25 protein-coding genes and 1 other annotated feature are annotated in these 24,603 nt (G+C 39.1%); of the genes, 24 read left to right on the top strand and 1 reads right to left on the bottom strand.

Features of this window, described 5'->3' with window-relative positions; translation table 11 throughout:
• Positions 1-217 precede the first annotated feature (217 nt).
• The 5 genes from ADH99_RS07040 to ADH99_RS07020 are packed head-to-tail and all read left to right on the top strand — an operon-like array spanning position 218 to position 4,796.
• Positions 218-1,069, top strand: coding sequence for an energy-coupling factor ABC transporter ATP-binding protein (locus ADH99_RS07040; RefSeq protein WP_082160275.1), 852 nt, complete (start codon positions 218-220; stop codon positions 1,067-1,069).
• On the top strand, positions 1,045-1,920 hold the full coding sequence (locus ADH99_RS07035; protein ID WP_049555341.1) for an energy-coupling factor ABC transporter ATP-binding protein: 876 nt from the start codon (positions 1,045-1,047) through the stop codon (positions 1,918-1,920). The genes ADH99_RS07040 and ADH99_RS07035 overlap by 25 nt, the downstream gene beginning before the upstream one ends.
• Positions 1,910-2,707: an energy-coupling factor transporter transmembrane component T family protein gene (locus ADH99_RS07030; protein ID WP_049555340.1), complete on the top strand. Its 798-nt coding sequence runs from the start codon at positions 1,910-1,912 to the stop codon at positions 2,705-2,707. The genes ADH99_RS07035 and ADH99_RS07030 overlap by 11 nt, the downstream gene beginning before the upstream one ends.
• 50 nt (positions 2,708-2,757) lie before the next feature.
• Positions 2,758-3,507 (top strand): tRNA pseudouridine(38-40) synthase TruA, encoded by a 750-nt coding sequence (truA, locus tag ADH99_RS07025; RefSeq protein WP_049555339.1) that lies wholly within the window; start codon positions 2,758-2,760, stop codon positions 3,505-3,507.
• Between the two features lie 44 nt (positions 3,508-3,551).
• Positions 3,552-4,796: an aminopeptidase gene (locus ADH99_RS07020; protein ID WP_049555338.1), complete on the top strand. Its 1,245-nt coding sequence runs from the start codon at positions 3,552-3,554 to the stop codon at positions 4,794-4,796.
• 166 nt (positions 4,797-4,962) lie between these two features.
• Here ADH99_RS07020 and ADH99_RS07015 read toward each other — a convergent pair whose 3' ends face one another.
• Positions 4,963-5,847 (bottom strand): LysR family transcriptional regulator, encoded by an 885-nt coding sequence (locus ADH99_RS07015; protein ID WP_049555337.1) that lies wholly within the window; start codon positions 5,845-5,847, stop codon positions 4,963-4,965.
• 97 nt (positions 5,848-5,944) lie between these two features.
• Here ADH99_RS07015 and ADH99_RS07010 point away from each other — a divergent pair, with 97 nt between their 5' ends.
• The 19 genes from ADH99_RS07010 (at position 5,945) to ADH99_RS06925 (ending at position 24,473) form a co-directional block, all read left to right on the top strand.
• Entirely contained in the window at positions 5,945-6,892 is a 948-nt protein-coding gene (locus ADH99_RS07010; protein WP_049555336.1) for a 2-dehydropantoate 2-reductase, read from the top strand.
• 20 nt (positions 6,893-6,912) lie between these two features.
• Positions 6,913-7,962 carry a PTS sugar transporter subunit IIC gene (locus tag ADH99_RS07005; protein WP_005607421.1) on the top strand — a complete coding sequence of 350 codons (1,050 nt, stop codon included), beginning with the start codon at positions 6,913-6,915 and terminating at the stop codon, positions 7,960-7,962.
• A gap of 103 nt (positions 7,963-8,065) precedes the next feature.
• On the top strand, positions 8,066-8,998 hold the full coding sequence (locus ADH99_RS07000; protein WP_049555335.1) for a LysR family transcriptional regulator: 933 nt from the start codon (positions 8,066-8,068) through the stop codon (positions 8,996-8,998).
• 87 nt (positions 8,999-9,085) lie between these two features.
• Positions 9,086-10,798, top strand: a complete 1,713-nt coding sequence (locus ADH99_RS06995; RefSeq protein WP_049555334.1) for a phospho-sugar mutase — start codon at positions 9,086-9,088, stop codon at positions 10,796-10,798.
• Positions 10,799-10,948: 150 nt separating this feature from the next.
• The gene (locus tag ADH99_RS06990; protein ID WP_049555333.1) at positions 10,949-11,923 is read left to right on the top strand and encodes a hypothetical protein; all 975 of its coding nucleotides are present in this window, start codon (positions 10,949-10,951) and stop codon (positions 11,921-11,923) included.
• A 165-nt stretch (positions 11,924-12,088) separates the two neighbouring features.
• A complete protein-coding gene (gene rhaD / locus ADH99_RS06985) occupies positions 12,089-12,910 on the top strand; it encodes a rhamnulose-1-phosphate aldolase (protein WP_049555332.1) in 822 nt (273 codons plus the stop codon).
• Positions 12,911-13,040: 130 nt separating this feature from the next.
• The gene (locus tag ADH99_RS06980) at positions 13,041-14,531 is read left to right on the top strand and encodes a nicotinate phosphoribosyltransferase (protein WP_049555331.1); all 1,491 of its coding nucleotides are present in this window, start codon (positions 13,041-13,043) and stop codon (positions 14,529-14,531) included.
• A gap of 10 nt (positions 14,532-14,541) precedes the next feature.
• On the top strand, positions 14,542-15,369 hold the full coding sequence (gene nadE / locus ADH99_RS06975) for an ammonia-dependent NAD(+) synthetase (RefSeq protein WP_049555330.1): 828 nt from the start codon (positions 14,542-14,544) through the stop codon (positions 15,367-15,369).
• Positions 15,370-15,518: 149 nt separating this feature from the next.
• A complete protein-coding gene (locus tag ADH99_RS10680; RefSeq protein ID WP_275452442.1) occupies positions 15,519-15,647 on the top strand; it encodes a hypothetical protein in 129 nt (42 codons plus the stop codon).
• 59 nt (positions 15,648-15,706) lie between these two features.
• Positions 15,707-16,192 (top strand): NUDIX hydrolase, encoded by a 486-nt coding sequence (locus tag ADH99_RS06970; protein WP_049555329.1) that lies wholly within the window; start codon positions 15,707-15,709, stop codon positions 16,190-16,192.
• A 109-nt stretch (positions 16,193-16,301) separates the two neighbouring features.
• Positions 16,302-17,009, top strand: coding sequence for a glucosamine-6-phosphate deaminase (locus ADH99_RS06965; RefSeq protein WP_049555328.1), 708 nt, complete (start codon positions 16,302-16,304; stop codon positions 17,007-17,009).
• A gap of 220 nt (positions 17,010-17,229) precedes the next feature.
• A complete protein-coding gene (locus ADH99_RS06960; RefSeq protein WP_049555327.1) occupies positions 17,230-17,964 on the top strand; it encodes a metal ABC transporter ATP-binding protein in 735 nt (244 codons plus the stop codon).
• Positions 17,957-18,790, top strand: a complete 834-nt coding sequence (locus ADH99_RS06955) for a metal ABC transporter permease (RefSeq protein WP_049555326.1) — start codon at positions 17,957-17,959, stop codon at positions 18,788-18,790. The genes ADH99_RS06960 and ADH99_RS06955 overlap by 8 nt, the downstream gene beginning before the upstream one ends.
• Before the next feature lies 1 nt (position 18,791).
• Positions 18,792-19,730, top strand: a complete 939-nt coding sequence (locus tag ADH99_RS06950) for a metal ABC transporter substrate-binding lipoprotein (RefSeq protein WP_148129399.1) — start codon at positions 18,792-18,794, stop codon at positions 19,728-19,730.
• A gap of 111 nt (positions 19,731-19,841) precedes the next feature.
• Positions 19,842-20,240 (top strand): hypothetical protein, encoded by a 399-nt coding sequence (locus ADH99_RS06945; RefSeq protein ID WP_049555324.1) that lies wholly within the window; start codon positions 19,842-19,844, stop codon positions 20,238-20,240.
• A 79-nt stretch (positions 20,241-20,319) separates the two neighbouring features.
• Positions 20,320-20,536 (top strand) — a binding site (T-box leader).
• A 44-nt stretch (positions 20,537-20,580) separates the two neighbouring features.
• Entirely contained in the window at positions 20,581-21,387 is an 807-nt protein-coding gene (locus ADH99_RS06940; RefSeq protein WP_049555323.1) for a transporter substrate-binding domain-containing protein, read from the top strand.
• Between the two features lie 15 nt (positions 21,388-21,402).
• Positions 21,403-22,044 carry an amino acid ABC transporter permease gene (locus tag ADH99_RS06935; protein ID WP_049555322.1) on the top strand — a complete coding sequence of 214 codons (642 nt, stop codon included), beginning with the start codon at positions 21,403-21,405 and terminating at the stop codon, positions 22,042-22,044.
• Positions 22,037-22,762, top strand: a complete 726-nt coding sequence (locus tag ADH99_RS06930) for an amino acid ABC transporter ATP-binding protein (protein ID WP_049555321.1) — start codon at positions 22,037-22,039, stop codon at positions 22,760-22,762. Before ADH99_RS06935 ends, ADH99_RS06930 begins: the two co-directional genes overlap by 8 nt.
• A 178-nt stretch (positions 22,763-22,940) precedes the next feature.
• Complete coding sequence (locus ADH99_RS06925; protein WP_049555320.1) at positions 22,941-24,473, top strand: zinc ABC transporter substrate-binding protein AdcA; 1,533 nt, start codon at positions 22,941-22,943, stop codon at positions 24,471-24,473.
• Positions 24,474-24,603: the final 130 nt, after the last annotated feature.

Genomic DNA, 24,603 nt, shown 5'->3' with positions numbered 1-24,603 from the left:
TTCGATGGTTGAAAAGAGCGTCATGATGGTAATAATCATCTTGCTTTGTAAGATGGGAAGTCTGAGGCTACTGAAAGGTAGCCTTATTCTTTCCTTGATTATTTAGTCTAGCTCGTTGCCTTCCCGTCATTCACTTGGCGGGGAAGCACTTCATCGTAATAAAGTGTGTTTTTTTATTTATACATATTTTTTTATCATACATAAAATAAGGAAAGGGGTGTCGTTATTGGATCATACTATTATTGAGTTGGATAATATTCATTATCGTTATCATGAAGACGATGCCAGAGAAGCCCTTACCGGAGTTTCACTAGAAATTCGACGAGGTGAATGGTTAGCAATTATTGGTCATAATGGGTCCGGGAAATCTACTTTGGCCAAAGTTATGAATGGTTTGATTGAAGCAAATACAGGATCTGTTGTTGTGAATGGGAAAGTGTTAACTGAAGAAACTGTGTTTGAAGCAAGAAGAACAGTTGGAATGGTGTTCCAAAATCCTGATAATCAATTCGTGGGAACTACTGTGGAAGATGATATTGCTTTTGGGTTGGAGAATATTGGACTTCCTCGCGAAGAAATGCTCGAACGTGTAACCAGAGTTCTTGATATGGTGAAAATGTCTGAATTTCGGACGAAAGAACCAGCTCGCTTATCAGGTGGGCAAAAACAAAGAGTAGCCATTGCGGGAGTAACGGCATTAGAACCTGAAGTAATTATTTTGGATGAAGCAACATCGATGTTAGATCCAAAAGGGCGTTTAGAAGTGATTTCGACGATTCAAAAGCTTCATAAAGAAAAGAAGATTACCGTTATTTCTATTACACATGATTTGGATGAAGCGGCTCAAGCAGACAGAGTTGTCCTAATGGAGCAAGGTCAAATTCAACAAATTGGGACTCCAAAGGAAATTTTTAAATTAGGATCCAAACTAGTTGAAAAAGGATTAGATGTTCCTTTTGCTGAGAAACTGATAGAAGCTCTTCGTGAAAGAGGAATAAATGTCCCTGAGGAGTATTTAGATGAGGAAGGATTGGTGGAGTGGTTATGGACATCCGTTTTAACGAAGTAAATTTCGCATACCAAGCAAACACTCCTTTTGAAACACGAGCATTATATGACGTGAATTTTGCAATTCCTTCTGGAAAATATACTGCAATTATCGGTCATACTGGTTCAGGGAAGTCAACTATTCTTCAACATTTGAATGCTTTATTAAAGCCTACTACAGGAACAGTGGCCTTAGGGGAACGTATCGTAGATGCTCAAACGAGTAATAAGGATTTGAAACCTTTACGAAAGAAAGTAGGAATTGTATTCCAATTTCCGGAAGCACAACTTTTTGAAGAAACTGTTGAGAAAGATATTGCTTTTGGCCCAAAGAATTTTGGAGTGAGCGAGGAAGAAGCCAATCAAATTGCCAAAGACACACTGAAGATTGTGGGGCTTCCTGAAGATGTCTTGCAAAAGTCACCGTTTGATTTATCCGGAGGACAAATGCGCCGTGTTGCTATTGCTGGGGTTTTAGCGATGCAGCCTGAGGTGTTAGTACTAGATGAACCAACTGCGGGACTAGATCCTAAAGGTCGTAAAGAAATGATGGAGATGTTTTCCTCCTTACAAAAAGAGCAAGGGATTACCATCGTTTTAGTAACTCACCAAATGAATGATGTAAGCGACTATGCAGATTACGTGATTGTTTGTGAAAAAGGGACGGTTGTAAAAACTGGTACGCCTGAAGAAGTGTTCGCAGATGCACGTTGGCTACAAGAAAAACAATTAGGCCTTCCTTCAACGATTCAATTTGTGGAAAAGCTAAAAGCAAAAGGTTTTTCAACCGAAGAGCGTCCAATGACGTTAGATCAATTAGCGGATTTACTGGTTTCACACTCTAATTTAGGAGGTGAAGCAAGTGCTCGATAAATTGATATTAGGACGTTATTTACAAGGAGACTCATGGATCCATAAACTAGATCCAAGAACGAAATTAATTGGAACATTTGCGTTTGTATTAGTCATCTTCTTGGCCAATAACTGGATAACCTATGGCTTGTTGATTGCCTATACACTTATTGCGTTACTGTTGTCAAAGATTCCTCTAGGATTCTTCTGGAAAGGAATTCGCCCATTAATTTGGGTCATTCTATTTACCGTAGCACTTCAAATCCTATTCACCAGCGGAGGGGAAGTTTACTTTAAATGGGGATTCCTTCAAGTGACTTCCGATGGGATTATTAACGCGATATTCATTTTTTTACGATTCGTATTAATTATCTCATTCTCAACGCTCTTAACGCTAACAACTGCACCTTTGCAGTTGACAGATGCCATTGAAGCGGTGATGAAGCCTCTTTCTATTGTGAAGTTTCCGGTACATGAGGTTGCGTTAATGCTATCGATTGCGCTTCGTTTCGTTCCAACCTTAATGGATGAAGCACAAAAAATTATGAACGCGCAACGAGCTCGTGGGGTTGATTTTGGAGAAGGAAATCTCTTTGAACAAATGAAGGCGATTATTCCAATTCTTATTCCGCTTTTTGTGAGCTCATTGAATCGTGCAGAAGACTTGGCCACAGCCATGGAAGCACGTGGATATCAAGGAGGAGACGGACGTAGTAAATACCGTGTCCTACATTATGAAATGCGTGATGCCATTGCGGGATTATCCCTAGTGGCCGTAACCATTTTATTATTTGTATTTAAAGCATAAAAAATAAGGAGCTTGACTTGTCAAGCTCTTTTTTGAAAGAAGGGAAAAAGATGCAGCGATATAAACTCGTTATTCAATACGATGGAACTCCCTATGTTGGATTTCAAGTGCAAGAGAATGGGAATAGTATTCAAGCAGAACTGAATAAGGCACTGAAAAAGATGACAAAGGGTCAATACATTCCAGTTAGTGGATCTGGACGTACAGACTCTGGGGTACATGCCAACGGTCAAGTAGTTCATATCGACTATCCGAAAGCCATTGAGGCAGCTTCACTCGTTCGTGCGATGAATAGTTTGTTACCAACTGCAATCCGTATTTTAAGAGCAGAAGCGGTGTCTGAAGACTTTCACGCACGCTATAGTGTGACAGGAAAACGATATATTTATAAAGTAACGAATGCACCTGTGCAGAGTCCGTTTCTTCGTCAGTATGAGCTGCATCACCCATTCAAAACGGATGTAGACCGCATCAACAAGGCTTTTGAAGCAGTGATTGGAGAACATGATTTTACAAGTTTTTGTTCGACAAAAAGCGATAAAGACTCCAAAGTTCGCGTTGTGACGAAAGCAGAAGTGAAGAGAAACGGTGATGAATTAATTTTTACTTTTGAAGGGAAAGGTTTCCTCTACAATATGGTTCGCATTTTAGTTGGAACGGCGCTTCAAATTGGAGATGGCTTACGAGAAGTGGAAGAAATGAAGCAAATTCTTGAAGCGATGGACCGAAATGTGGCTGGACCAACCGCGCCTGCTCACGGACTGTACTTAGATGAAGTGTTTTATAAGAATTTCGACTAGAAATATGATAGGATGAAGATAGTTATATTAAAAGGAGTGTCAATATGGTATTGAAAGATTTCGACAAAAATTTAGAAAAATACGCTAAATTATTAATCTCAACAGGGATTAACGTGCAACCAGGTCACACAGTGAATATTGTGATTGACGTAGACCAAGCACCATTAGCTCGTTTATTAGTAAAAGAAGCTTACGCACACGGAGCAAGCGAAGTTATTGTATCATGGGCAGACGATTTCGTAGGCCGTGAACGCTTATTACACGCAGCTGAAGACCGTATCACAAACGTTCCAGAATACCGTGTAGCAGAAATGAACTACTTATTAGAGAAGAAAGCAAGCCGCTTAAACGTTCGCTCAGCTGACCCAGACGCATTTGCTGGAGTATCAGCAGAACGTCTACAACAATCAACAAAAGCATTAAGTCTTGCATTAAAACCATTACGTACAGCAACACAAGCCAACAAAGTGAGCTGGACAGTAGCCGCTGCGGCTGGTAAAGAATGGGCGAAGAAAGTATTCCCTAATGCTGCAACGGACGAAGAAGCAGTAGATTTATTATGGGATCAAATCTTCAAAACTTGCCGTGTTTACGCTGATGATCCAGTAGCAGCATGGAAAGAACATGAAGAAAAATTAGACAAAAAAGCAGCTATCTTAAACAAAGAACAATTCGTGAAATTACACTACACTGCACCAGGGACAGACTTAACCCTAGGAATGCCTAAAAACCATGTTTGGGAGAGTGCTGGAAGCATCAATGCTCAAGGAGAACACTTCATCGCAAATATGCCAACAGAAGAAGTCTTCTCAGCTCCTGATTTCCGCGTAGCTGATGGATACGTATCAAGTACAAAACCATTAAGTTACAACGGAAACATTATCGAAGGCATCAAAGTGACTTTCAAAGACGGTCAAATCACAGAAGTATCTGCTGAAAAAGGCGACCAAGTAATGAAAGACTTAGTATTCGAAAACAATGGTGCTCGTGGATTAGGTGAAGTTGCACTCGTAAGTGACCCATCACCAATCTCTCAATCAGGCATTACATTCTTCAACACATTATTCGATGAAAATGCCTCAAACCACTTAGCAATTGGTTCTGCTTATGCAACAAGCGTTAAAGGTGGAGAAAAATTCGAAACTGAAGAAGAATTAAGAGAAGCTGGATTAAACCGTGCGGATGTTCACGTGGACTTCATGATTGGTGGACCAGAAATGAACGTTGATGGTATCCGTGAAGACGGTACTGTCGTTCCAATCTTCCGCAACGGAGACTGGGCAATTTAGTAAAAATATAGATTAAACCCAACAAAAAAGGGCATCAAGCTTAGGAGAACTCCTAAACTTGATGTCCTTTTTTAGTAAGAAGACTATAGAAAAATCTTATAGAGGTATAAAAAAACTCAATTGGTAAAAAAATCACAAACATTGTACAATAAATAGAGATAAAAACTTACAAATCTCGCAATAATTCTATTAATTCGATTGTATTTTGCGAATAAGTTTGATTTGGAAGATAAGCCACTCCAATAGGGAAGAAACTCTTCTTATCGTCTAGTGGGATCCAAGTAAGAGAAGCATCAGAATAAAATTCCTTATATTCATGGGCCATAATGCATATGGAATTAAAGGTTGCTAAACTAGCTAGCAAAACTTCCCAATTATCATCTGTATAAACAATATGAGGCTCAAATCCAAAGTCTCTAGAACGAGTATGCAGTAGTTTTCCTAACATAAAGTTTCTTGATAAAGTACTGAAACGTTCATTTTTGAGATGTTCAAAGGTGAGTGAGGATGCCTGTTCAAACGGATGCCCTTTCGGAACGACGATACTAGCATGGTATCCCAAAAATTCTTTTTGAAAAGGCTCAAGGTAAATATCGGTTTCAATCTTTGGAAACGAAAGAACTCCAAGATCAATTTCGCCATTGACGAGAGCTGTTTGTAGTTCTCTAGATCCACCTTGAATCATTGTTAGATGAACTGTTGGGTGGGACATCATAAATCTTGAGAATACTGGCATTAATTTAATGGCAAAAAGAGTTGGGAGACCTATTCGAATCGTTTCTTTTTGCGGGCGATTTAGCTTTTGAATCTTTTGAACAGTTTCTTCTAACTGTAAAATGATTTTTTTCGCTTCTTCGTAAAGAATTTGCCCAGCATCCGTTAAGCTGATTCCGTTTGTTTGCTGAATGAAAAGAGGAGTATGTAATTCTGATTCTAATTTTTTAATGGTTTGGGAAAGGGTAGGTTGTGTGATGAATAAACTGCGTGCAGCTGGGGAATATCCCCCATGGTCAACGATACTTACAAAGTATTGTAGATGTTTAATATCCATTTGAATGTCTCCTCGTCATTTAAGTGAAATCTTACACATTATTTTATCAAAGAAAAAAATGAGAAGCAATGTCTATTTAAATTAAGGAGGAATAAGTATGAAAATAACAATAGCTGGTGCTGGAGCGATGGGAAGTCGTTTCGGATTGATGTTGCATAACGCGGGGCACGAAGTAGTACTAGTAGATGGTTGGAAAGATCATGTAGAAGCCATTCAAAAAGAGGGATTAAAAGCAAACTTCAATGGAGAGGAAGTCGTTGTAAAATTACCAGCGCTACTCCAAAGTGAAGTAACAGAGTCTGCGACGAGTGATTTGATTATTCTATTTACAAAGGCAATGCAATTAGAAAAAATGCTCAATGATTTAAAACCTGTTATTCATGAAAAGACTAAGGTGCTATGCTTACTAAACGGTATTGGTCACGAAGAAGTCATTGAAAAATTTGTTCCTAAAGAAAATATCTTTATAGGAAATACTATGTGGACTGCAGGAATGGAAGGTCCAGGACGAGTGAAACTATTTGGTAGTGGAACAGTTGCGTTGAAGAACTTAGTGGATACTGACGATGCAAAAGAAGGAGCTCTTGAAATTGTTGAGGTATTGAATAGCGCAGGTTTAAACGCTAATTATTCAGAGAATATCCTATATGCCATCTACAAGAAGGCTTGTGTCAATGGTACAATGAATGGCTTATGTACCATTTTATTAAGTAATATGTATGAGTTTGGATCTACTACAGATGCTCATATGATTGTTGAAAATATTGTGAAAGAATTTGCAGATGTTGCAAAATTTGAAAATATCGAAATAAATGTTTCAGAAATTGTTGAATATATCGAGAGTAATTGTTATAATTGTAAGACAATTGGACTTCATTATCCATCTATGTATCAAGACTTGAATAAAAATAATCGTTTAACAGAAATTGATTATATTAATGGTGCGGTTGTTCGTAAAGGTAAGAAATATGGAATACCAACACCGTATTGTGCTTTTCTTACAGCTTTAGTTCATTGTAAAGAACAAATTTTAGGAGCTAAATAGCTCAAGAAAGAGGGGAAATTATGGAAGCTCAGGCTCAAACAAAAATGACTGGAAAAGTCTTTATCAATAAAATCTTATCAGGAACAGCACTAGGGGTTATTGTTGGTCTAATTCCAAACGCTGTTTTATCTGCAATCTTAAAATATTTTAGTCAATATCCAATTGCTGTAACAATTACACAAATTGCAGTAATTTTCCAATTAGCAACGCCCCTTATCATTGGTGGATTAATCGCTTTACAATTTGGATTTAAACCAATGGAAATGATGGTAACAGCAGGTGCCTGCTTTGTAGCCAGTGGGGTTGTAACTTACAATGCTGAATTGAAAGCTTATGTAGGTGCTGGAACAGGGGACTTAATCAATACCATGGTGACCGCTGCGATTGCAGTTGGAATGTTGATGCTCATTAAAGATAAATTTGGTTCAACAGCAGTGGTTGCAATGCCAATCGTCGTTGGGGTTGGATCTGCGTTTATCGGATTATTACTCTTACCATACGTTAAAATGATTACTGCAGCGATTGGTCAAGTGATCAACGAGTTCACAACATTACAACCAATTTTGATGTCTATCTTAATCTGCTGCTCATTCGCATTTTTAATCATCTCACCAATCTCTACAGTAGCGATTGGTTTAGCGATTCAGTTAAACGGTGTGTCTGCCGGGGCTGCTGCAATGGGGGTTGCTGCAACCGCTGTAGCATTAGTAGTTCATTCATGGAAAGTGAATAAATCAGGGGTAACATTAGCGATTGCTTTAGGAGCAATGAAATTAATGATGCCAAACTTATTCAAATATCCAGTTATCTTGATTCCATGTTTATCGACAGCAATTCTTTCAGCGATTCCTGTAGCGCTCTTCTCAGTAAGTGGTACTCCACAATCTGCTGGATTCGGTCTTGTAGGTTTAGTAGGACCATTAGCTTCTATTGATGCAGGATTGAATGTTGGATTAGCTGCTATTGTATGGTTAGCTGTTCCAATTGCTGCTGCGATTGCAAGCAAGCTTGTATTTGAAAAAGTATTAAAACTATACGATTCTTCAGTAGTCTTCAAATTCCAAGACTAATCAACAGAATTCCTATCGGCTCCTTCATGTAATTGCATGGAGGAGTTTATTTTTATTTTCCAAAGAAGATGGTACAATAAATCTAATAGAAGGGAGTGGTTGCATGAGAATTCAGCAACTCATTTATTTTGAAAAAATTGCTGAAAAAGGTTCGATGAATGAGGCGGCTAAAGAGTTATACGTCAGCCAACCAAGTTTGTCGAAGGCCATTCGTGAACTTGAAATCGAGATGGATATTACGCTTTTTCAACGTGGAAATACGGGAATTACTTTGACGGCAGAAGGACGAGAATTTCTTGTATATGCTCGTCAAGTCCTCGATCAAGTGAATTTGATGGAAGAAAAATACAAAAGACAAACCAAACGGAAACGAACATTCTCAGTATCCGCTCAGCACTATGCCTTTGTGGTCCATGCCTTTGTAGATTTTATTCAAAAGGAAGCTGGAGACGAATATCAATTCACGCTTCGCGAAACAGAAACACAAAACATTTTAGAAGACTTAACGAACTATAAGAGTGAGATTGGTGTCTTGTATTTGAATGATTTCAACCGTAAAGTCATGGAAAAATTATTCAAAGAAAAGGACTTAGTCTTCACGCCACTCTTCACGGCACAACCACACGTATTCTTAAGTACTCAAAATCCACTTGCCGAAAAAGAGAGCATTGCGCTAGAAGAATTAGAAGACTATCCTTATTTATCCTATGAACAGGGAGAAGAAAACTCATTCTACTTCTCAGAGGAAATCCTCAGCACGATGGAGCATAAGAAGAGCATTAAGGTAAGTGACCGTGCGACCATCTTTAATTTAATGGTCGGATTAAATGGATACACGATTAGTTCAGGGATTATTAGTAGCAAGCTGAACGATGATAAGATTGTTGCGGTTCCTCTGGACGTGGAAGATACGATGGAACTGGGGATCTTGCAACATGATCAGCGAAAATTATCGAAGGAAGCAGAGCGATTCTTGCATATGCTGAAAACACATATTCAGGAATACGGCTTTGAAGTTAAAAATCTTGATTTTTAATTCACAAAGAGGTTGAAACTATTCGGAAAATCGGGGATAATAAAAGAAGGTAAGACAGAATTACTCAATAGAAGGAGACGGATGCAAATGAGTTGGAAAGAAACAGCAAAACTATGGGAATCTTTTGATGCACTAGAAGAAGGATTAAAGGTGCAATTACAATCAATGGATGACGTTCAAAAAGAGGAAGCCTTCTATACACCATTAGAATTTGGTACTGCGGGAATGCGTGGAATTGTTGGACCTGGGATCAATCGCATGAACACTTACACTGTTCGTCAGGCAACAGAAGGATTATCACGCTTAATTGAAAGTTACGGGGAAGAAGCGAAAAAACGTGGCGTAGCGATTGCTTATGATTCACGTCATTTTTCACCAGAATTCGCAATGGAATCTGCACGTACATTAGCCACTCATGGCATTGCGTCATATGTATTTGAAAGCTTACGTCCAACGCCAGAATTATCATTCGCGGTACGTTACTTGCATACATTTGCCGGAATTATGATTACAGCTAGTCATAACCCAGCAGCTTACAATGGATATAAAGTATATGGTGAAGACGGCGGTCAAATGCCTCCAAAAGATGCAGATGCTTTAACTGCATACGTTCGCCAAGTGGCAAATCCACTTGAAATCGAAGTGCTAGATGATGATGCATTAGAAGCATCAGGCCTTGTAACGATTATCGGGAAAGACGTCGATGATGCGTACTTGAAAGAAATCAAAACGGTATCTGTGAATCCAAAACTTCTTAGCGATGTAGAAGGATTATCAGTCGTTTATACCCCATTACACGGAACTGGGTTAATGCTTGTAGAAAAAGCATTAGAACAAGCAGAATTCAAAGGATTGCATGTGGTTGAAGAACAAGCGGTGCCAGATGGAGACTTCTCAACAGTTAAATCTCCAAACCCTGAAGAAGCAGGCGCATTTGAATATGCGGTAGAATTAGGGAAAAAAGTAGGCGCTGATGTATTATTAGCGACTGACCCTGATGCGGACCGTATGGGTGCTGCAGTACGCTTACCAGATGGAAGCTACCAAGTAATTACAGGGAACCAAATCGCGGCTATCTTAGTCGATTACTTATTATATGCTCACCAACAAGCAGGAACTCTTCCAAGTAATGCGCTTGTCGTGAAATCAATCGTAAGTAGCGAACTTCCAACAGCTGTGGCTAAAAGCTATGGCGCTGAAATGATGAATGTATTAACAGGATTCAAATTTATCGCAGAGCAAATCCAACACGACGAAGAAACTGGCGAACATACTTTCATGTTCGGTTTCGAAGAAAGTTATGGATACCTTGTGAAATCATTCGTCCGTGATAAAGATGCGGTTCAAGCAGTGTTATTACTAACAGAAGTAGCTGCACGCTTCAAGAACGAAGGCAAAACTTTATATGATGGTCTTCAAGCATTATATGCAAAACATGGTTACTTCTTAGAAAAGACAATCTCTGTAACAGTCGCTGGTTTAGAAGGACCACAAAAAATTAAAGCTTTATTAGATGGCTTACGTTCTTCAGTTCCAACAAGCTTTGGAGGATTGAAAGTAGCATTAGCTCAAGACTTCGCAGTGAATGAGCAAAAAGATGCGAATGGGGTCGTTTCTGAAATTGGACTTCCAACCTCTAACGTATTGAAATACATCTTGGAAGACGGATCATGGATTGCGGTTCGCCCAAGTGGTACAGAACCAAAAATTAAGTTCTATATCGGAGCGAAAGCAGATAGTGAAGAAGCTGCAAAAGAAAAAGTAGCTGCCTTACAAGCCGACTTAGAAAAATTACAATAATGAAAGTCGTTGAGCACTCTTACATTTGTAGGGGTGCTTTTTTAGTCTTTATAGAAAGAAAGTTTTGAGAATCAAAGGAGTATGCTATAATAAAATTCATATAAATAAACTTTCAAAGATTGCTATTTTAAAAGTATTAAGGAGAACTCAATGAAAAAAGAACTTAAATTACTTCTAGTAGGGAGCTCGTTATTCTGTTCATTCGTCATTGCAGGCTGCTCAGCTACTCCATCTGCTACAAGTGAAACCACACAAGCTCAAACGAAATCTACGGTTTATCATAAAAATGATGTTACTGGTCCAGCGGCTTCCTTTGATTGGGATGCTAAAATGCCTCCATTAAGGAATTACGAACAAACGTATGTAGAATCTAATAGTGGCAAAACTATAAAAATGCCTTTATCTGGGGTGAAAAAAGCAGCAGAAGATCTTGCAGAGAAGAAAAAGAGCATTACAGATAGTAAAGTACAAGAAGCATTAAAATTAGTGGACGCTGTCTTTGTAAATCAAGAAAATTTTGATGCGCTGTTAAATGCCACAACTACCTCTAATCAAGAAGAATTTTTTGATAAACTATGGAATGGGTATATGGTGAAGATGGTGACAGAATCCAGACCAACCTTCTCTAATGATGCAGAGATAGAGTTTCAAGGAGTTACTTATCCTATTAAAGTTTATGGACCTATGTATTTAAAAGTAAATACAAACTCACTAGGGAAAGCAGGAGCTTACACGCTGGAAGATTATAAAGTCGATGGGGATACCGTGTATTTGAAATTCCAAGCTCCAAAAGTAGATCTCTATCAATATGAAGTACAAGCAAGTTATCAAAGAGACAATCAAGCTTTCTTTGAAGGGTTGATCCAGGAATCTCAAAAGATAGGACAATCTGATTTCTCTAAAGCCCTATTGCTTAAGTTGATTTATCGATTAGCAGCCCTAGGGTTTAAATCGAATTTGGGAGTGAACTTAGAAGGTATGGATTATCTTCCAAGAAATACGCACTATTTAGCGATTAAAGTCGACGATAAAGGAAAAGCAACGATTGATGACGTAAACTTAGTCAACCTTCTTCAAATTGATTTGAAAACAGCGAATGAAGCGAATAAAGGAAAATTCGAATAAAGCAGAATAATGGAAGACCGGTAATACTCAAGGAGTGTTATCGGTTATTTGTTTGTCTAAACTCCTTAAAATCAATAGTGTTACAGTCGGGCTTGCATGGTATAATGAAGTCAAAGCAACCGAAGAACAAGTATTATCAAAAAGAAATTAAGGGAGAATTGAAAAATGACAAAATTTATTGAATCACCAGCGGTAAAAAAATTATGTGAACTGACCAAAGAATCGTACTTACGTTACTGGGATGAACGTAATGGCGGGAACGTATCAGTACGTCTAGAAGCTAGCGAAGTAGAAGGTTATGAAGATGTGAGAGAAGTCAAACGTGTCCTCGACTTAGGATTCGACGCCTCTACACTTGCAGGATTCTATTACTTAGTAACAGGGACAGGCCGTTACTTCAGAAATGTCACCAATCAACCGCTTCTTGATTTAGGCTTGGTTCGTATTTCAGAAGACGGACAAAAAGCAGAGTTACTATGGGGATTCGAAGATGGCGGAAAACCAACCTCAGAATTCGCGAGCCACTTAATGAGCCACATCGAACGACTCAAGGTGAATCCAAATCATAAAGTAGTCTTCCATTGCCACCCAACAAACTTAATCGCATTAAGCTTCACACAACCATTAGACGAACGTCATTTATCAAGACTACTTTGGAAAATGCAAGCGGAATCCATCGTCGTCTTCCCAGAAGGTATCGGCGTAATTCCTTATATGACACCTGGAACAAACGAGATTGGGGAAGCAACAGCTGCGAAGATGGCTGAGTTTAGAGCGGTGATTTGGCCACACCATGGATTATTTGCATCAGGCGATACGCTGGATGAAACATATGGTTTAATCGAAGTGATTGAAAAAGCTGCGATGATTTACTCTCAAGTCGGTGCACAAGGCGGAAAAATCCTACAAGAAATTACAGATAAGCAATTACAAGAAATTGCGGAATACTTTAACATGACTCCGCACGAAGGATTCTTAGACCTATAAAAAATAAATAGAGCAAAAAGCAAGTCTAACGAAGGACTTGCTTTTTTTCTTCAAGTCTCCATCCATGTACAATTGTCCAGAACTGGTGTAAAATAGAGAGGTAATTACAATAAAAAAGGGGTATCAATAGATGAACTCAGTTTATAAAGATGATAGTTTAACACTACATACAGACCTATACCAAATTAATATGATGAAAACGTATTGGGAAACCGGTGTGTCTGAGAAAAAAGCGATTTTCGAAGCATATTTCAGAAAGTTACCATTTGAAAATGGATATGCGATTTTCGCGGGACTAGAACGCATTGTCCACTTTATTGAACAATTACGTTTCTCAAAAACGGATATTGACTATTTACGTGGACTTGGACATTATCCAGAAGAATTCTTAACATACTTAGAAAACTTCGAATTCAAAGGAAGCATCCGCTCAGCAGTAGAAGGAGAACTCGTTTTCGCGAACGAACCATTGGTGCAAGTAGAAGGAACGCTTGCGGAATGCCAATTAATTGAAACAGCCTTATTAAATATCGTCAACTTCCAAACACTGATCGCAACAAAAGCGAGCCGTGTACGTATGGTTTCAGGAGACGATCCAGTATTAGAATTCGGAACTCGTCGTGCGCAAGAATTAGATGCGGCAATTTGGGGAACACGTGCAGCGTACATCGGTGGATGTGATGCGACAAGTAACGTTCGTGCCGGCAAGATGTTTGGCATTCCAGTTTCTGGAACACATGCCCACTCATTAGTACAAGCGTACCGTGATGACTACGAAGCGTTTAAAGCCTATGCTGAGAGTCACCGTGACTGCGTGTTCTTAGTGGATACGTATGATATCTTGAAATCTGGTGTTCCAAATGCCATCCGTGTAGCCAAAGAATTCGGTGACAAGATTAATTTCTTAGGCGTTCGTATCGACAGTGGTGACATGGCGTATATGTCGAAAAAAGTTCGTCAACAATTAGACGAAGCTGGATTTACAAAAGCGAAAATTTACGCGTCAAGCGACCTAGATGAAAAAACAATCCTTAACTTGAAGATGCAAGGTGCTAAAATTGACGTTTGGGGAATCGGAACTCGTTTAATTACAGCGTATGACCAACCAGCGCTTGGCTGTGTGTACAAGCTTGTAAGTATCGAAGACGAAAACGGCGTAATGGTAGATACAATGAAGATTTCGAATAATGCGGAAAAAGTATCCACACCTGGTAAGAAACAAGTATGGCGTATTACACGTAATTCAGACGGAAAATCTGAAGGGGACTACATTGCGCTATGGGATGAACGTCCAGATCAATTAGACGAACTCTTTATGTTCCACCCAGTCTACACTTATATCAATAAAACAGTGAAAGACTTTACTGCGCGTCCAATTTTACAACCGATTTTCAATAACGGAAAACGCGTGTATGAATTGCCAAAACTTCAAGAGATTAAAGCGTACAAAGACGAGCAAATCGAAGCGCTATGGGACGAATACAAACGTATCTTGAACCCAGAGCAATATCCAGTCGACCTCTCTCAAAAGACATACGACCAAAAATTGGCAAGTATTGCGGAAATCAGAGAAGAAGTGCGTATTAAATCAGAACAGTTGGCTAAAGAAAACGCAAAGTAAGGGGAACGTTATGAGACCATTACAACAAAAAATTATCGAAACGCTTCGTGTCAAACCAACCATCAATCCGGAAGAAGAGATTCGTAAAACCGTTGATTTCCTAAAGGCGTATCTTGCAAAGCATCCCTTCTTGAATGGGTATGTCCTTGGAATTAGCGGCGGACAAGACTCAACGCTTGCTGGAAAATTGGCACAAATGGCAATTGATGAATTAAACGAAGAACAAGACCAAAAAGTGTATCGCTTCTATGCCGTGCGCCTTCCTTACGGCGTGCAAGTAGATGAACAAGATGCCATGGACGCGATTGCCTTTATGAAGGCGACGGATGTGCTACGAGTAAACGTGAAGGATGCGGTAGATGCGTCTGAACGCAGTATTGAAGCCTTAGGAATGGAAATTTCAGACTTCAACAAAGGAAATATCAAGGCGCGTGAACGCATGGTTGCTCAATATGCAATTGCCGGCCAAACGGGTTGTGCTGTAATTGGGACAGACCACGCGGCAGAATCGGTGACCGGTTTCTATACGAAATTTGGGGACGGGGCTGCAGATATCACTCCGCTATGGCGTCTCAATAAACGTCAAGGCCGTGCGATGTTACAAGTGCTAGGGGCTCCAGAGCATTTATACTTGAAAGTTCCAACGGCAGACCTTGAAGAAGACCGCCCATCCCTTCCAGACGAAGTAGCACTTGGGGTGACTTACGAAGAGATTGATGATTATCTCGAAGGAAAAGACATCTACGAAAAAGCAGCAGAGACGATTGAAAATTGGTATCGAAAGACAGAACATAAACGTCACTTACCAATTACAATCTACGATGATTTTTGGAAATAAAAGTTAAAAGGCTATTCCTATCAGGCAACTGGTGGGATGGCTTTTTTGTTATTCCGAGTACACGCTCTATTGAATTTCAAATAAGGAGTGCTATAATGAAGGTAACAATAGTCGGTTAATAGTTTTCAATTTCATTGGAGGTGGTCTTTATGGACTTAGTATTACCAATGTTTCTGGGGACGTTTGCACTGATGGGAGTTGCTCTATATTTGTTCTACTGGATCATCCGATTAGCTGTAAAACATGGAGTAGAATCCCAACAAAGGAAGTCACATTAACGGCTTCAGAAAAAAGATATAGAGGTGGCGTGCCACCTCTATTTTCGTGGAGGAAGACAATGAAAGAAATGAACCATTTTGGCGTGTATGGTGTTTGTATTCGCGAGGGACGCATCCTTTGTATTCGTAAGACGCGTGGACCATACCGCGGAAGATTTGATTTGCCGGGAGGAACGCCGGAAGAAGGCGAGAGTCTGGTAGAAACATTGCGACGAGAAATGCTAGAGGAGACGGGGTTCCAAGTGTCTGCCATTCACCAAAATACGATTCGCGATGTATTTCTGACCGTTCCAGAGATTGCACGCGTGCATCATGAGTTTGTCTTGTTTACCATCGATATTGAAGAAAAGGGTGCTCAAACGGTAGAAGATTTCGTGACGAGCGCAGAGAAGAACGATTCGAAGGGGATTGTGTGGGTTCCACTTGAAGAAGTGAGCGTTGAAAATGCGTCTCCACTTGTAATCGAGGCTGCACGACCAACAGAGGCATTCGAGGCGAAACATTACGAACAATGGATGGTGTATGACGAAGATTTTATGAACTAAAATGAATTTAGCTATTTAAAGACCTCTGAATTTTTGTTATAATATAGTTAAGCAGCTGTTCATGTTTTTAGTACCCTTTTTTGAAAGGGAATTCAGGGAGGTATTGTTAATGGAAGTTATTGTTGTTAAAACTCAAGAAGAAGGCGCATTAGCGGCTTTTGAGATTTTTAAACGCGCACACGGCGAAGGAGCGAAAGTGTTTGGACTAGCGACAGGCTCAAGTCCAATTGGATTATATGAATTACTTAGAAATAGCGATTTAGATTTTTCAGATCGTATCTCAGTGAACTTAGATGAATATGTTGGATTGGCACCAACGGACGAACATAGCTACGCTTATTTCATGAATGAATATCTTTTCAATGCGAAGCCATTTAAACATAGCTATTTACCAGATGGGATTGCAAAAGACGTAGATGCAGAAGTTGAACGTTATGAACGTGTTCTTCAAGAAAATCCAGTAGACTTGCAGTTATTAGGCATCGGAAGTAATGGACATATCGGATTCAACGAACCTGGTACACCATTCACTCAACGCACACATAAGGTTCATTTAACAGAATCAACCATTGAAGCGAACAAACGCTTCTTCGAAAAAGAAGAAGATGTACCACGCTACGCTTATTCAATGGGACTACAATCCATCATGGATGCAAAAGAAATCGTGTTAATTGCATTCGGACCTAAGAAAATCCATGCGATTAAAGGATTAGTGGAAGGTCCTATCACAGAGGAAGTTCCAGCAAGTATCTTACAAAAGCATCCAAAAGTTACAGTTATTTGTGATGAAGTAGCTGCAGCATTATTAACAAAATAAATATAAAGATGAGACGTCTTTCGGGTAACGGAAGGCGTCTTTTTTGTTTTCAAAAGGAGTGAAAATTAACATATTTGTTAATTAACAGTTATGTTAACGTCTAGTTTTCAAAAATTTTCTGAAAATTTTTTTGGCAAACCTAAAAAAACACTTGACGAAATTATTTTTTTAGGGTAACCTAATAAATGTAGAATCTACATAAAGTGAGGGGATGAATTCATTGATTACGATTAAAAATGTTGGAGTATCGTATGCGATGCAACCACATGTTTTAAAAGATTGTAATGCAACCATTGAAGGACCAACCATTACTGGGATTATTGGGCCCAATGGTGCAGGTAAATCAACATTATTAAAAGCAATATTAGGACTTATTCAATCATCAGGAGAAATTCTGATTGATGGAGAACCCACAAAAAAAGTATTACAGAAAATCGCCTATGTCGAACAAAAAAGCCACATTGACTTTACATTTCCAATCACCATTCGTGAGTGCGTTGCTTTAGGAAGAACTGTTAAAAAGAAACCATTGCAACGTTTGACGAAAGAAGATTGGGAAAAAGTCGATGCAGCCATTGAAGAAGTTGGATTAACTGATTTAGCATCTCGCCAAATCGGCGCTCTTTCTGGTGGTCAATTCCAACGTGTACTATTAGCACGTTGCATGGTTCAAGAAGCACAATATATTTTCCTTGATGAACCATTTGTAGGGATTGATATGCTTAGTGAGAAAGTCATTATGACAATTCTCCGTAAATGGAAAGAGGAAGGGAAGACTATTTTAATGGTCAACCATGACTTATCGAAGGTGAAAGAATACTTTGACCATGTGATTCTTGTCAAACACGCGATTGTAGCCTCTGGAAAAACAGAAGACGTATTCATTAAGAAGTACTTAGATGATGTATACGGCGGAAGTGTTTATATTCCACAAGGAGGTGAGCAACATGCATAATTTCATTGAAGGGTTAATGGAATTCCATTTCCTACAAAATGCGCTTGTTTCAGCAGTCGTGATTGGTGCGGTTGCCGGAATTTTAGGATGCTTCATCATTCTAAGAGGGATGTCATTAATGGGGGACGCTATCTCTCACGCGGTATTACCGGGTGTAGCGTTGTCGTTTATTTTAGGCATTAACTTCTTTATTGGAGCCCTCGTGTTCGGGTTATTAGCATCGTTCCTTATTGCATTTGTGAATCAAAATAGTACTATCAAAGGCGATACTGCTATCGGGATTACCTTTAGTTCGTTTTTGGCATTGGGAGTTATTTTGATTAGTGTGGCGAAGAGTTCAACAGACTTATTCCATATTTTATTCGGGAATATTTTAGCCGTACAAGATATTGATTTACTCATTACATTGGTGGTGAGCGTGATTGTAGTCGTCGTTATTTTAGCGTATTTTAAAGAATTACAAGTAACGAGTTTTGATCCAGTCTTTGCTCAATCTTCAGGGATGAACGTACAATTTTACCACTACTTATTGATGTTCCTCTTGGCGCTTGTATCGATTACCGCGATGCAAAGTGTAGGGACAGTTATGATTGTGGCACTATTAATCACCCCTGCAGCAACAGCGTATTTATATTCAAATCGTCTGAAAACAATGCTGATTTTAGCCGCAACGTTTGGCTCATTGTCATCAGTGTTAGGATTGTATATTGGATATACGTTTAACATCGCTATTGGATCAACCATCGTATTAACAGCAGCAACACTTTTTGTCGTAAGTTTTATCGTTTCACCAAAACAAAGAGAAAGAAGGAAATCTCATGAATAGCATGAAGAAACTTTTAGTAGCCGCTCTTGTGGTATTAGGAATTGCAGGATGCGCTACAAGTAAAGATACAAGTAAAGATAATAGTTCAAAGGCAGATACTGAAAAAATCAATGTGGTGACAACCAACTCTATTATTTATGATATGACAAAAAATATCGCCGGCGATTTAGTAAACTTACATAGTATTGTTCCAGTAGGACAAGACCCACACGAGTATGAACCATTACCAGAAGATGTTCAAAAAGTTCAAAAAGCAGACTTGATTTTCTATAATGGAATCAACTTAGAAAACGGTGGGAACGCTTGGTTCACGAAGATGGTGAATAATGCCAAGAAAGAAGCCAATAAAGACTACTTTGCAGTGAGTGATGGCGTTGAAGTGATTTACTTAGAAGGCCAAAACGAAGCTGGAAAAGAAGACCCTCATGCATGGTTGAACATCGAAAACGGAGTTATTTATGCAAAGAACATCGCGAAACAATTAATCGCAAAAGATCCAAAGAACAAAGAAACATACGAAAAGAATCTAGCAGCTTATGTTGAAAAACTTGAAGCGTTAGATAAAGATGCTAAACAACGTATCGCGAAAATTCCTGAAGAAAAACGTTTAATCGTAACAAGTGAAGGCTGCTTCAAGTACTTCTCTAAAGCGTACGATATTAAATCAGCGTACATCTGGGAAATCAACACAGAAGAAGAAGGAACTCCAGAACAAATCACAAAATTGGTTCGTCAATTACGTGAATCAAAAGTTCCATCATTATTCGTTGAAAGTAGTGTAGATGATCGTCCAATGAAAACTGTATCTCAAGAAACAGGTAAACCAATTCACTCTACAATCTTTACAGACTCAATTGCCGAAGAAGGAAAAGATGGAGACAGCTACTACAGCATGATGAAATGGAACCTAGATAAAATCATTGAAGGTTTAAGCAAATAATCAAGAAGAGCTTCTTAGATTTCTATTCGATTTGTTGGATAGAATCTTGGGGCTCTTTTATTTTGGAAAATCAGATAAAAAATTCAAATAAAGAATGACGAGGTGAAGAAGATGAACAAATTTTTAAGAGTACTGTTTATAATACTATTGGTGGCGATGGGAGGCGCAATGATTTATCAAATTTTCTTTCCAGAGGTGATGGGAGCTCACTCGGGATACGGGGTTGCAGTTGGTTGGCAACGAGAAATTGGATTTTGGAATTTGGCGGTTTTAATCATTTTAGTCGCCGTTAATGTTAAGTATGATTGGTTTTACTTGAGAGTCGTTTTAGGAGCACTAATGGTAGGCGGATTAGGGATTGGTACGAATCATCTTCTTGCTTATTTGGAGGGAGCTACCTTTGTCGATCTCGTTGGGGCAATTGAAAATTATGTGCTTGTCATTGGTTGGATGATTGGGTGGAAATTGCAAGAAAAGGTTGAGACGAGTAGGGAGCATGAAAGAAAATAAAACCATATTTTAATGATTTTCTCATTTTTCGATTGACAATCCAAAAAAATAGGTCTAAAATACAAAACAACTTAAATACTTAAATTCATTGACAAAGAGAGTACAGAATTTTGGCGTCGAAAGCGAGATGAGGTAGAGTGGAAGCTCATCGGATTAGAAATTCTGGAAGCGCACTTTGTAGAAAAGATGGAGAAATTAGTATCCATCTTCGCAGGACATGCGTTATCAAGCAAAAGGATCGGGAAGCAATTCCCCGTCAAATTTAGAGTGGTACCACGACAGACATCGTCTCTTATGCGTTTAGCATAAGGGACGTTTTTATTTTATAAGGAGGTTTCAAATGAAGAAGATTATCGCAATGCTTATGTTACTAATAGGCTTACTGGCAGCATGTACCCAACAAACACCAACAGAAAATAGCACAGGATCGGCAGTGTTAGATAGAATTTATACGAAGAAGAAAATTGTTATCGGGACGACTGCTGACTATCCCCCTTTTGAATGGCATTATGTGAAAGATGGTAAAGATTCCGTAGTGGGAATTGATATCGATATTGCTAACGCTCTCGGGGAAGCTTTAGGAGTAGAAGTGGAAATTAGAGAAATGGAATTTAACTTTTTGATTGCAGCGATGAAAGCTGGAAAAGTAGATTTAGTTCTCGCTGGAATTACTCCTACTGAGGAGCGTAGTAAAGAAGTAGCGTTCTCTAATATTTACTATGATTCCCATATGGTCGCTGTGGTGAAGAAGACAGATGCGGATAAATATACGACGATTGACGCTTTCGATGGAGCAAATGTTGGAGCTCAAAAAGGAACTTCGCAAGAGGGAATCGTTAAGGATACATTAACGGGTGCCAATTTGACCTCTCAACCAAAGAATCCTACTTTGATTTTAGCACTTCAACAAGGAAAACTAGACGCCGTGATTATGGATAATATTGCGGCTGATGAATTTGTGAAAGCAAATAGTGACTTGACAGTGGCTTCTGTTGAGATTCCAAGTGAAGATGCGGGAACTGCGTCAGTCGCACAAAAAGGGAATGAAGTCTTCCTTAAAAAAGTTCAAGAGGTACTCGATGCATTGGAAGCCTCAGGGAAACTGAAAGAATCGATTATTCGCAATACGAATTTAATGTCTGAATAGAAAGAAGGAAAAAATATGGAATTAATTCTCAAATATTGGCCTCTGTTTATGGAAGGGGCGACAACAACGATTTTGTTATCGTTTTTCTCAGTCGTAGCAGGGGTTGGCTGTGGGACTCTAATGGCTCTTGCTCGTTTGAGTTCTCATAAGGTTTTATCGAATGCAGCGAAAGTGTACATTGATATTATTCGTGGAACTCCTCTTTTGGTTCAATTGTACTTAGTCTATTTTGGACTCGCGACCGTCCTTGATTTAAATGATTTCCTGTCAGGAGTCATCGCGGTATCCGTAAATACGACAGCTTATATCGCTGAAATCATCCGTAGTGGGATTCAATCAGTGGATAAAGGACAAATGGAAGCTGCTCGTTCGATGGGAATGCCGAAAGGAATGGCGATGCGCCAAATTATATTACCACAAGCGATGAAAAATATTTTGCCAGCCATCGGGAATGAATTTGCAACCTTAATTAAAGAAACCTCCATCGTGTCTCTAATCGGGATTCATGATTTGATGTACAGCTCGGATACGGTTCGTGGGGCAACCTTTACCGTATTTATTCCACTCTTAATGACGGCGTTCTTATACTTTGTCATGACAACGACGATAGCATTCTTTATGGACAAACTAGAAAGGAAGTTACAAGCCAGTGATTAGAACAGAAGAGATTAAAAAACAATACGGCGACAAGCCAGTTTTAAATGGGATTACAACTCATATCGAACAAGGAGAAGTGCTCGTGATTATCGGGCCTTCTGGATCGGGAAAATCGACTTTCTTACGTTGCCTAAACTTATTAGAGGAGCCCACTAGCGGGAAGGTATTCTTCAAAGATCAGTGCATTAATGAAAAGGGGGTGGACCTCGATAGCGTGCGTCAACACTTAGGAATGGTGTTCCAGCATTTCAATTTATTCCCACATTTAACCGTATTAGAAAATATCACGATTGGACCCATCCAATTGAAGAAAATCGACAAGGCGGTCGCAGAACAAAAAGCGCACGAGCTTCTGGAGAAAATGGGCTTAGCCGATAAAGCGGATGTCTATCCGAACTCCTTATCTGGGGGACAAAAACAAAGAATCGCAATCGCGCGTTCGCTTGCGATGGAACCCGATGTGCTCTTGTTTGATGAACCGACATCGGCACTGGATCCAGAGATGGTCGGTGAAGTGCTCAACGTGATGAAGGAACTCGCAGCAGGTGGCATGACCATGGTTGTTGTAACGCACGAAATGGGATTTGCCCGTGAAGTAGGAACGCGTCTAATCTTCATGGATGGTGGTGTGATTGTAGAAGAAGGTCATCCAAAAGAGGTCCTAGAACATCCGCAAATGGAACGGACACAATCGTTCTTATCGAAAGTATTAATCTAATAGAAGAGAAGTCTTATCTGCGATGATGCGAATAAGGCTTTTTTTATTGAAAAAGATTCCATCCAAACCAAAGATGTTTCCATTTTGTTTTCAGAAAAAATTCTTGCAAAGAGATTTAGAAGGTGTTACAATACAAAACGTAAGAATTACGATTTAAGAAAAGGGGACAGAATCTATCATGAAAAAAACGACCTTTATTGGATTTTTGATGTTGTTTTTACTTGTTGTGGCCGGATGTGCTACGAATAATTCAAACACTTCAAGTACTCAAACTAAACAAGGGAAACTAAAAATTTCAACAACGTTTTATCCAATCTATGACTTTACAAAAAATATCGTTGGGGATGAAGCAGACGTATCTCTAGTGATTGGAGCAGGGGTAGAACCTCATGATTACGAGCCTTCTGCCAAAGAAATTGCGAAAATGAGTGAAGCGGATGCGCTAGTTTATGACAGTGAATATATGGAAACATGGATTCCAACCGTATTAAAGACACTCTCTGATAGTAAAGTAAAACCAATTAGTGCGACAAAAGATATGGTATTACTACCAGGTGGAGAGGAAGAAGAACATGATCATGACCATTCAGAAGAAGGTCATAGTCATGAATATGATCCGCATGTGTGGTTATCTCCAGAACGCGCGATTAAAATGGTTCAAAACATTACAAAACAATTAGTCGAAGCTTTCCCAGATCGTAAAGAAGTATTTGAGAAAAATGCCAATGCGTATATTGAAAAATTAACTGCATTGCATAATGACTACACAAATGCATTTAAAGATGCGAAACAAAAGAATTTTGTGACACAACATACGGCGTTCCGCTATTTAGCATTAGATTACAATCTCAACCAAGTCGGAATTACAGGAATTTCACCTGAAGCTGAACCAAGTGCTTCACGCCTTGCAGAATTAACAAAATATGTAAAAGAAAATGACATTAAAGTGATTTACTTCGAAGAGAATGCATCTGAGAAAATTGCGAAAACATTAGCCGATGAAACAGGTGTCGAGCTTGCGGTCTTAAATCCAATTGAGTCTCTTACGAAAGAGCAAATGGATAAAGGCGAAGACTATATTTCAGTAATGCGCGAAAATCTTGCAGCATTGAAGAAAACAACAGATCAACCAGGAAAAGACATCCAACCTGAAAAAACAACAGATAACAAGACCGTTCATAATGGATACTTTGAAGATAGTGCCGTGAAAGATCGTACTTTATCGGATTATGCAGGAGAATGGCAATCTGTTTATCCTTATTTAGTCGATGGAACTTTAGACCAAGTCTTTGATTATAAAGCAAAATTGAAAAAGACAATGACGAAAGAAGAATTCAAAGACTACTATACTAAGGGATATAAATCAGATATCACGAATATCAATATCACTGATAAAACAATGGAATTCAAAAAAGAAGACGGAACAACGGTCAAAGCTGAATATAAATATGTTGGCTATAAGATTCTTACTTATAAAAAAGGAAATCGTGGAGTTCGTTTCTTATTTGAAGCAGTAACACCAGTAGAAGGCGCACCAAAATACGTTCAGTTTAGTGACCATAACATCGCTCCAGTAAAAGCTGAGCACTTCCACATCTTCATGGGAAATGAAAGCCAAGAAAAACTATTAGAAGAAATGGATAACTGGCCAACATACTACCCAACAAAACTAAGCGGATTAGAAATCGCACAAGAAATGCTAGCTCATTAAAAACAGGATGCGAAGAAAAGCGGTAAGAAACGAATCACTGGAGACAAACAACGTAAAGGACTCGGAACGAGTCGTGCGTATGTTTGTCGAAGTGGACGTCGTTTCTGCTTTTCTGAGTTCAACTAAACAG

Origin of the sequence: Granulicatella sp. 572.rep1_STHE (assembly GCF_001073445.1) — a bacterium.
GTDB classification, from domain to species: Bacteria; Bacillota; Bacilli; order Lactobacillales; family Aerococcaceae; genus Granulicatella; species Granulicatella adiacens.
The sequence above is the reverse complement of the archived record's forward strand: the minus strand, read 5'-3'. Positions and strand labels throughout refer to the sequence as shown.

Coding starts and splice junctions, on each gene's coding strand:
- ADH99_RS06965 (WP_049555328.1), top strand. CDS start 16,302: ATGGAAGTTATTGTTGTTAAAACTCAAGAAGAAGGCGCATTAGCGGCT.
- ADH99_RS06970 (WP_049555329.1), top strand. CDS start 15,707: ATGAAAGAAATGAACCATTTTGGCGTGTATGGTGTTTGTATTCGCGAG.
- ADH99_RS07020 (WP_049555338.1), top strand. CDS start 3,552: ATGGTATTGAAAGATTTCGACAAAAATTTAGAAAAATACGCTAAATTA.
- ADH99_RS06945 (WP_049555324.1), top strand. CDS start 19,842: ATGAACAAATTTTTAAGAGTACTGTTTATAATACTATTGGTGGCGATG.
- ADH99_RS07015 (WP_049555337.1), bottom strand. CDS start 5,847: ATGGATATTAAACATCTACAATACTTTGTAAGTATCGTTGACCATGGG.
- ADH99_RS06955 (WP_049555326.1), top strand. CDS start 17,957: ATGCATAATTTCATTGAAGGGTTAATGGAATTCCATTTCCTACAAAAT.
- ADH99_RS06940 (WP_049555323.1), top strand. CDS start 20,581: ATGAAGAAGATTATCGCAATGCTTATGTTACTAATAGGCTTACTGGCA.
- nadE (WP_049555330.1), top strand. CDS start 14,542: ATGAGACCATTACAACAAAAAATTATCGAAACGCTTCGTGTCAAACCA.
- ADH99_RS06995 (WP_049555334.1), top strand. CDS start 9,086: ATGAGTTGGAAAGAAACAGCAAAACTATGGGAATCTTTTGATGCACTA.
- ADH99_RS06950 (WP_148129399.1), top strand. CDS start 18,792: ATGAAGAAACTTTTAGTAGCCGCTCTTGTGGTATTAGGAATTGCAGGA.
- ADH99_RS06990 (WP_049555333.1), top strand. CDS start 10,949: ATGAAAAAAGAACTTAAATTACTTCTAGTAGGGAGCTCGTTATTCTGT.
- ADH99_RS10680 (WP_275452442.1), top strand. CDS start 15,519: ATGGACTTAGTATTACCAATGTTTCTGGGGACGTTTGCACTGATGGGA.
- ADH99_RS06935 (WP_049555322.1), top strand. CDS start 21,403: ATGGAATTAATTCTCAAATATTGGCCTCTGTTTATGGAAGGGGCGACA.
- ADH99_RS06925 (WP_049555320.1), top strand. CDS start 22,941: ATGAAAAAAACGACCTTTATTGGATTTTTGATGTTGTTTTTACTTGTT.
- truA (WP_049555339.1), top strand. CDS start 2,758: ATGCAGCGATATAAACTCGTTATTCAATACGATGGAACTCCCTATGTT.
- ADH99_RS07035 (WP_049555341.1), top strand. CDS start 1,045: ATGGACATCCGTTTTAACGAAGTAAATTTCGCATACCAAGCAAACACT.
- rhaD (WP_049555332.1), top strand. CDS start 12,089: ATGACAAAATTTATTGAATCACCAGCGGTAAAAAAATTATGTGAACTG.
- ADH99_RS07010 (WP_049555336.1), top strand. CDS start 5,945: ATGAAAATAACAATAGCTGGTGCTGGAGCGATGGGAAGTCGTTTCGGA.
- ADH99_RS07005 (WP_005607421.1), top strand. CDS start 6,913: ATGGAAGCTCAGGCTCAAACAAAAATGACTGGAAAAGTCTTTATCAAT.
- ADH99_RS06980 (WP_049555331.1), top strand. CDS start 13,041: ATGAACTCAGTTTATAAAGATGATAGTTTAACACTACATACAGACCTA.
- ADH99_RS07000 (WP_049555335.1), top strand. CDS start 8,066: ATGAGAATTCAGCAACTCATTTATTTTGAAAAAATTGCTGAAAAAGGT.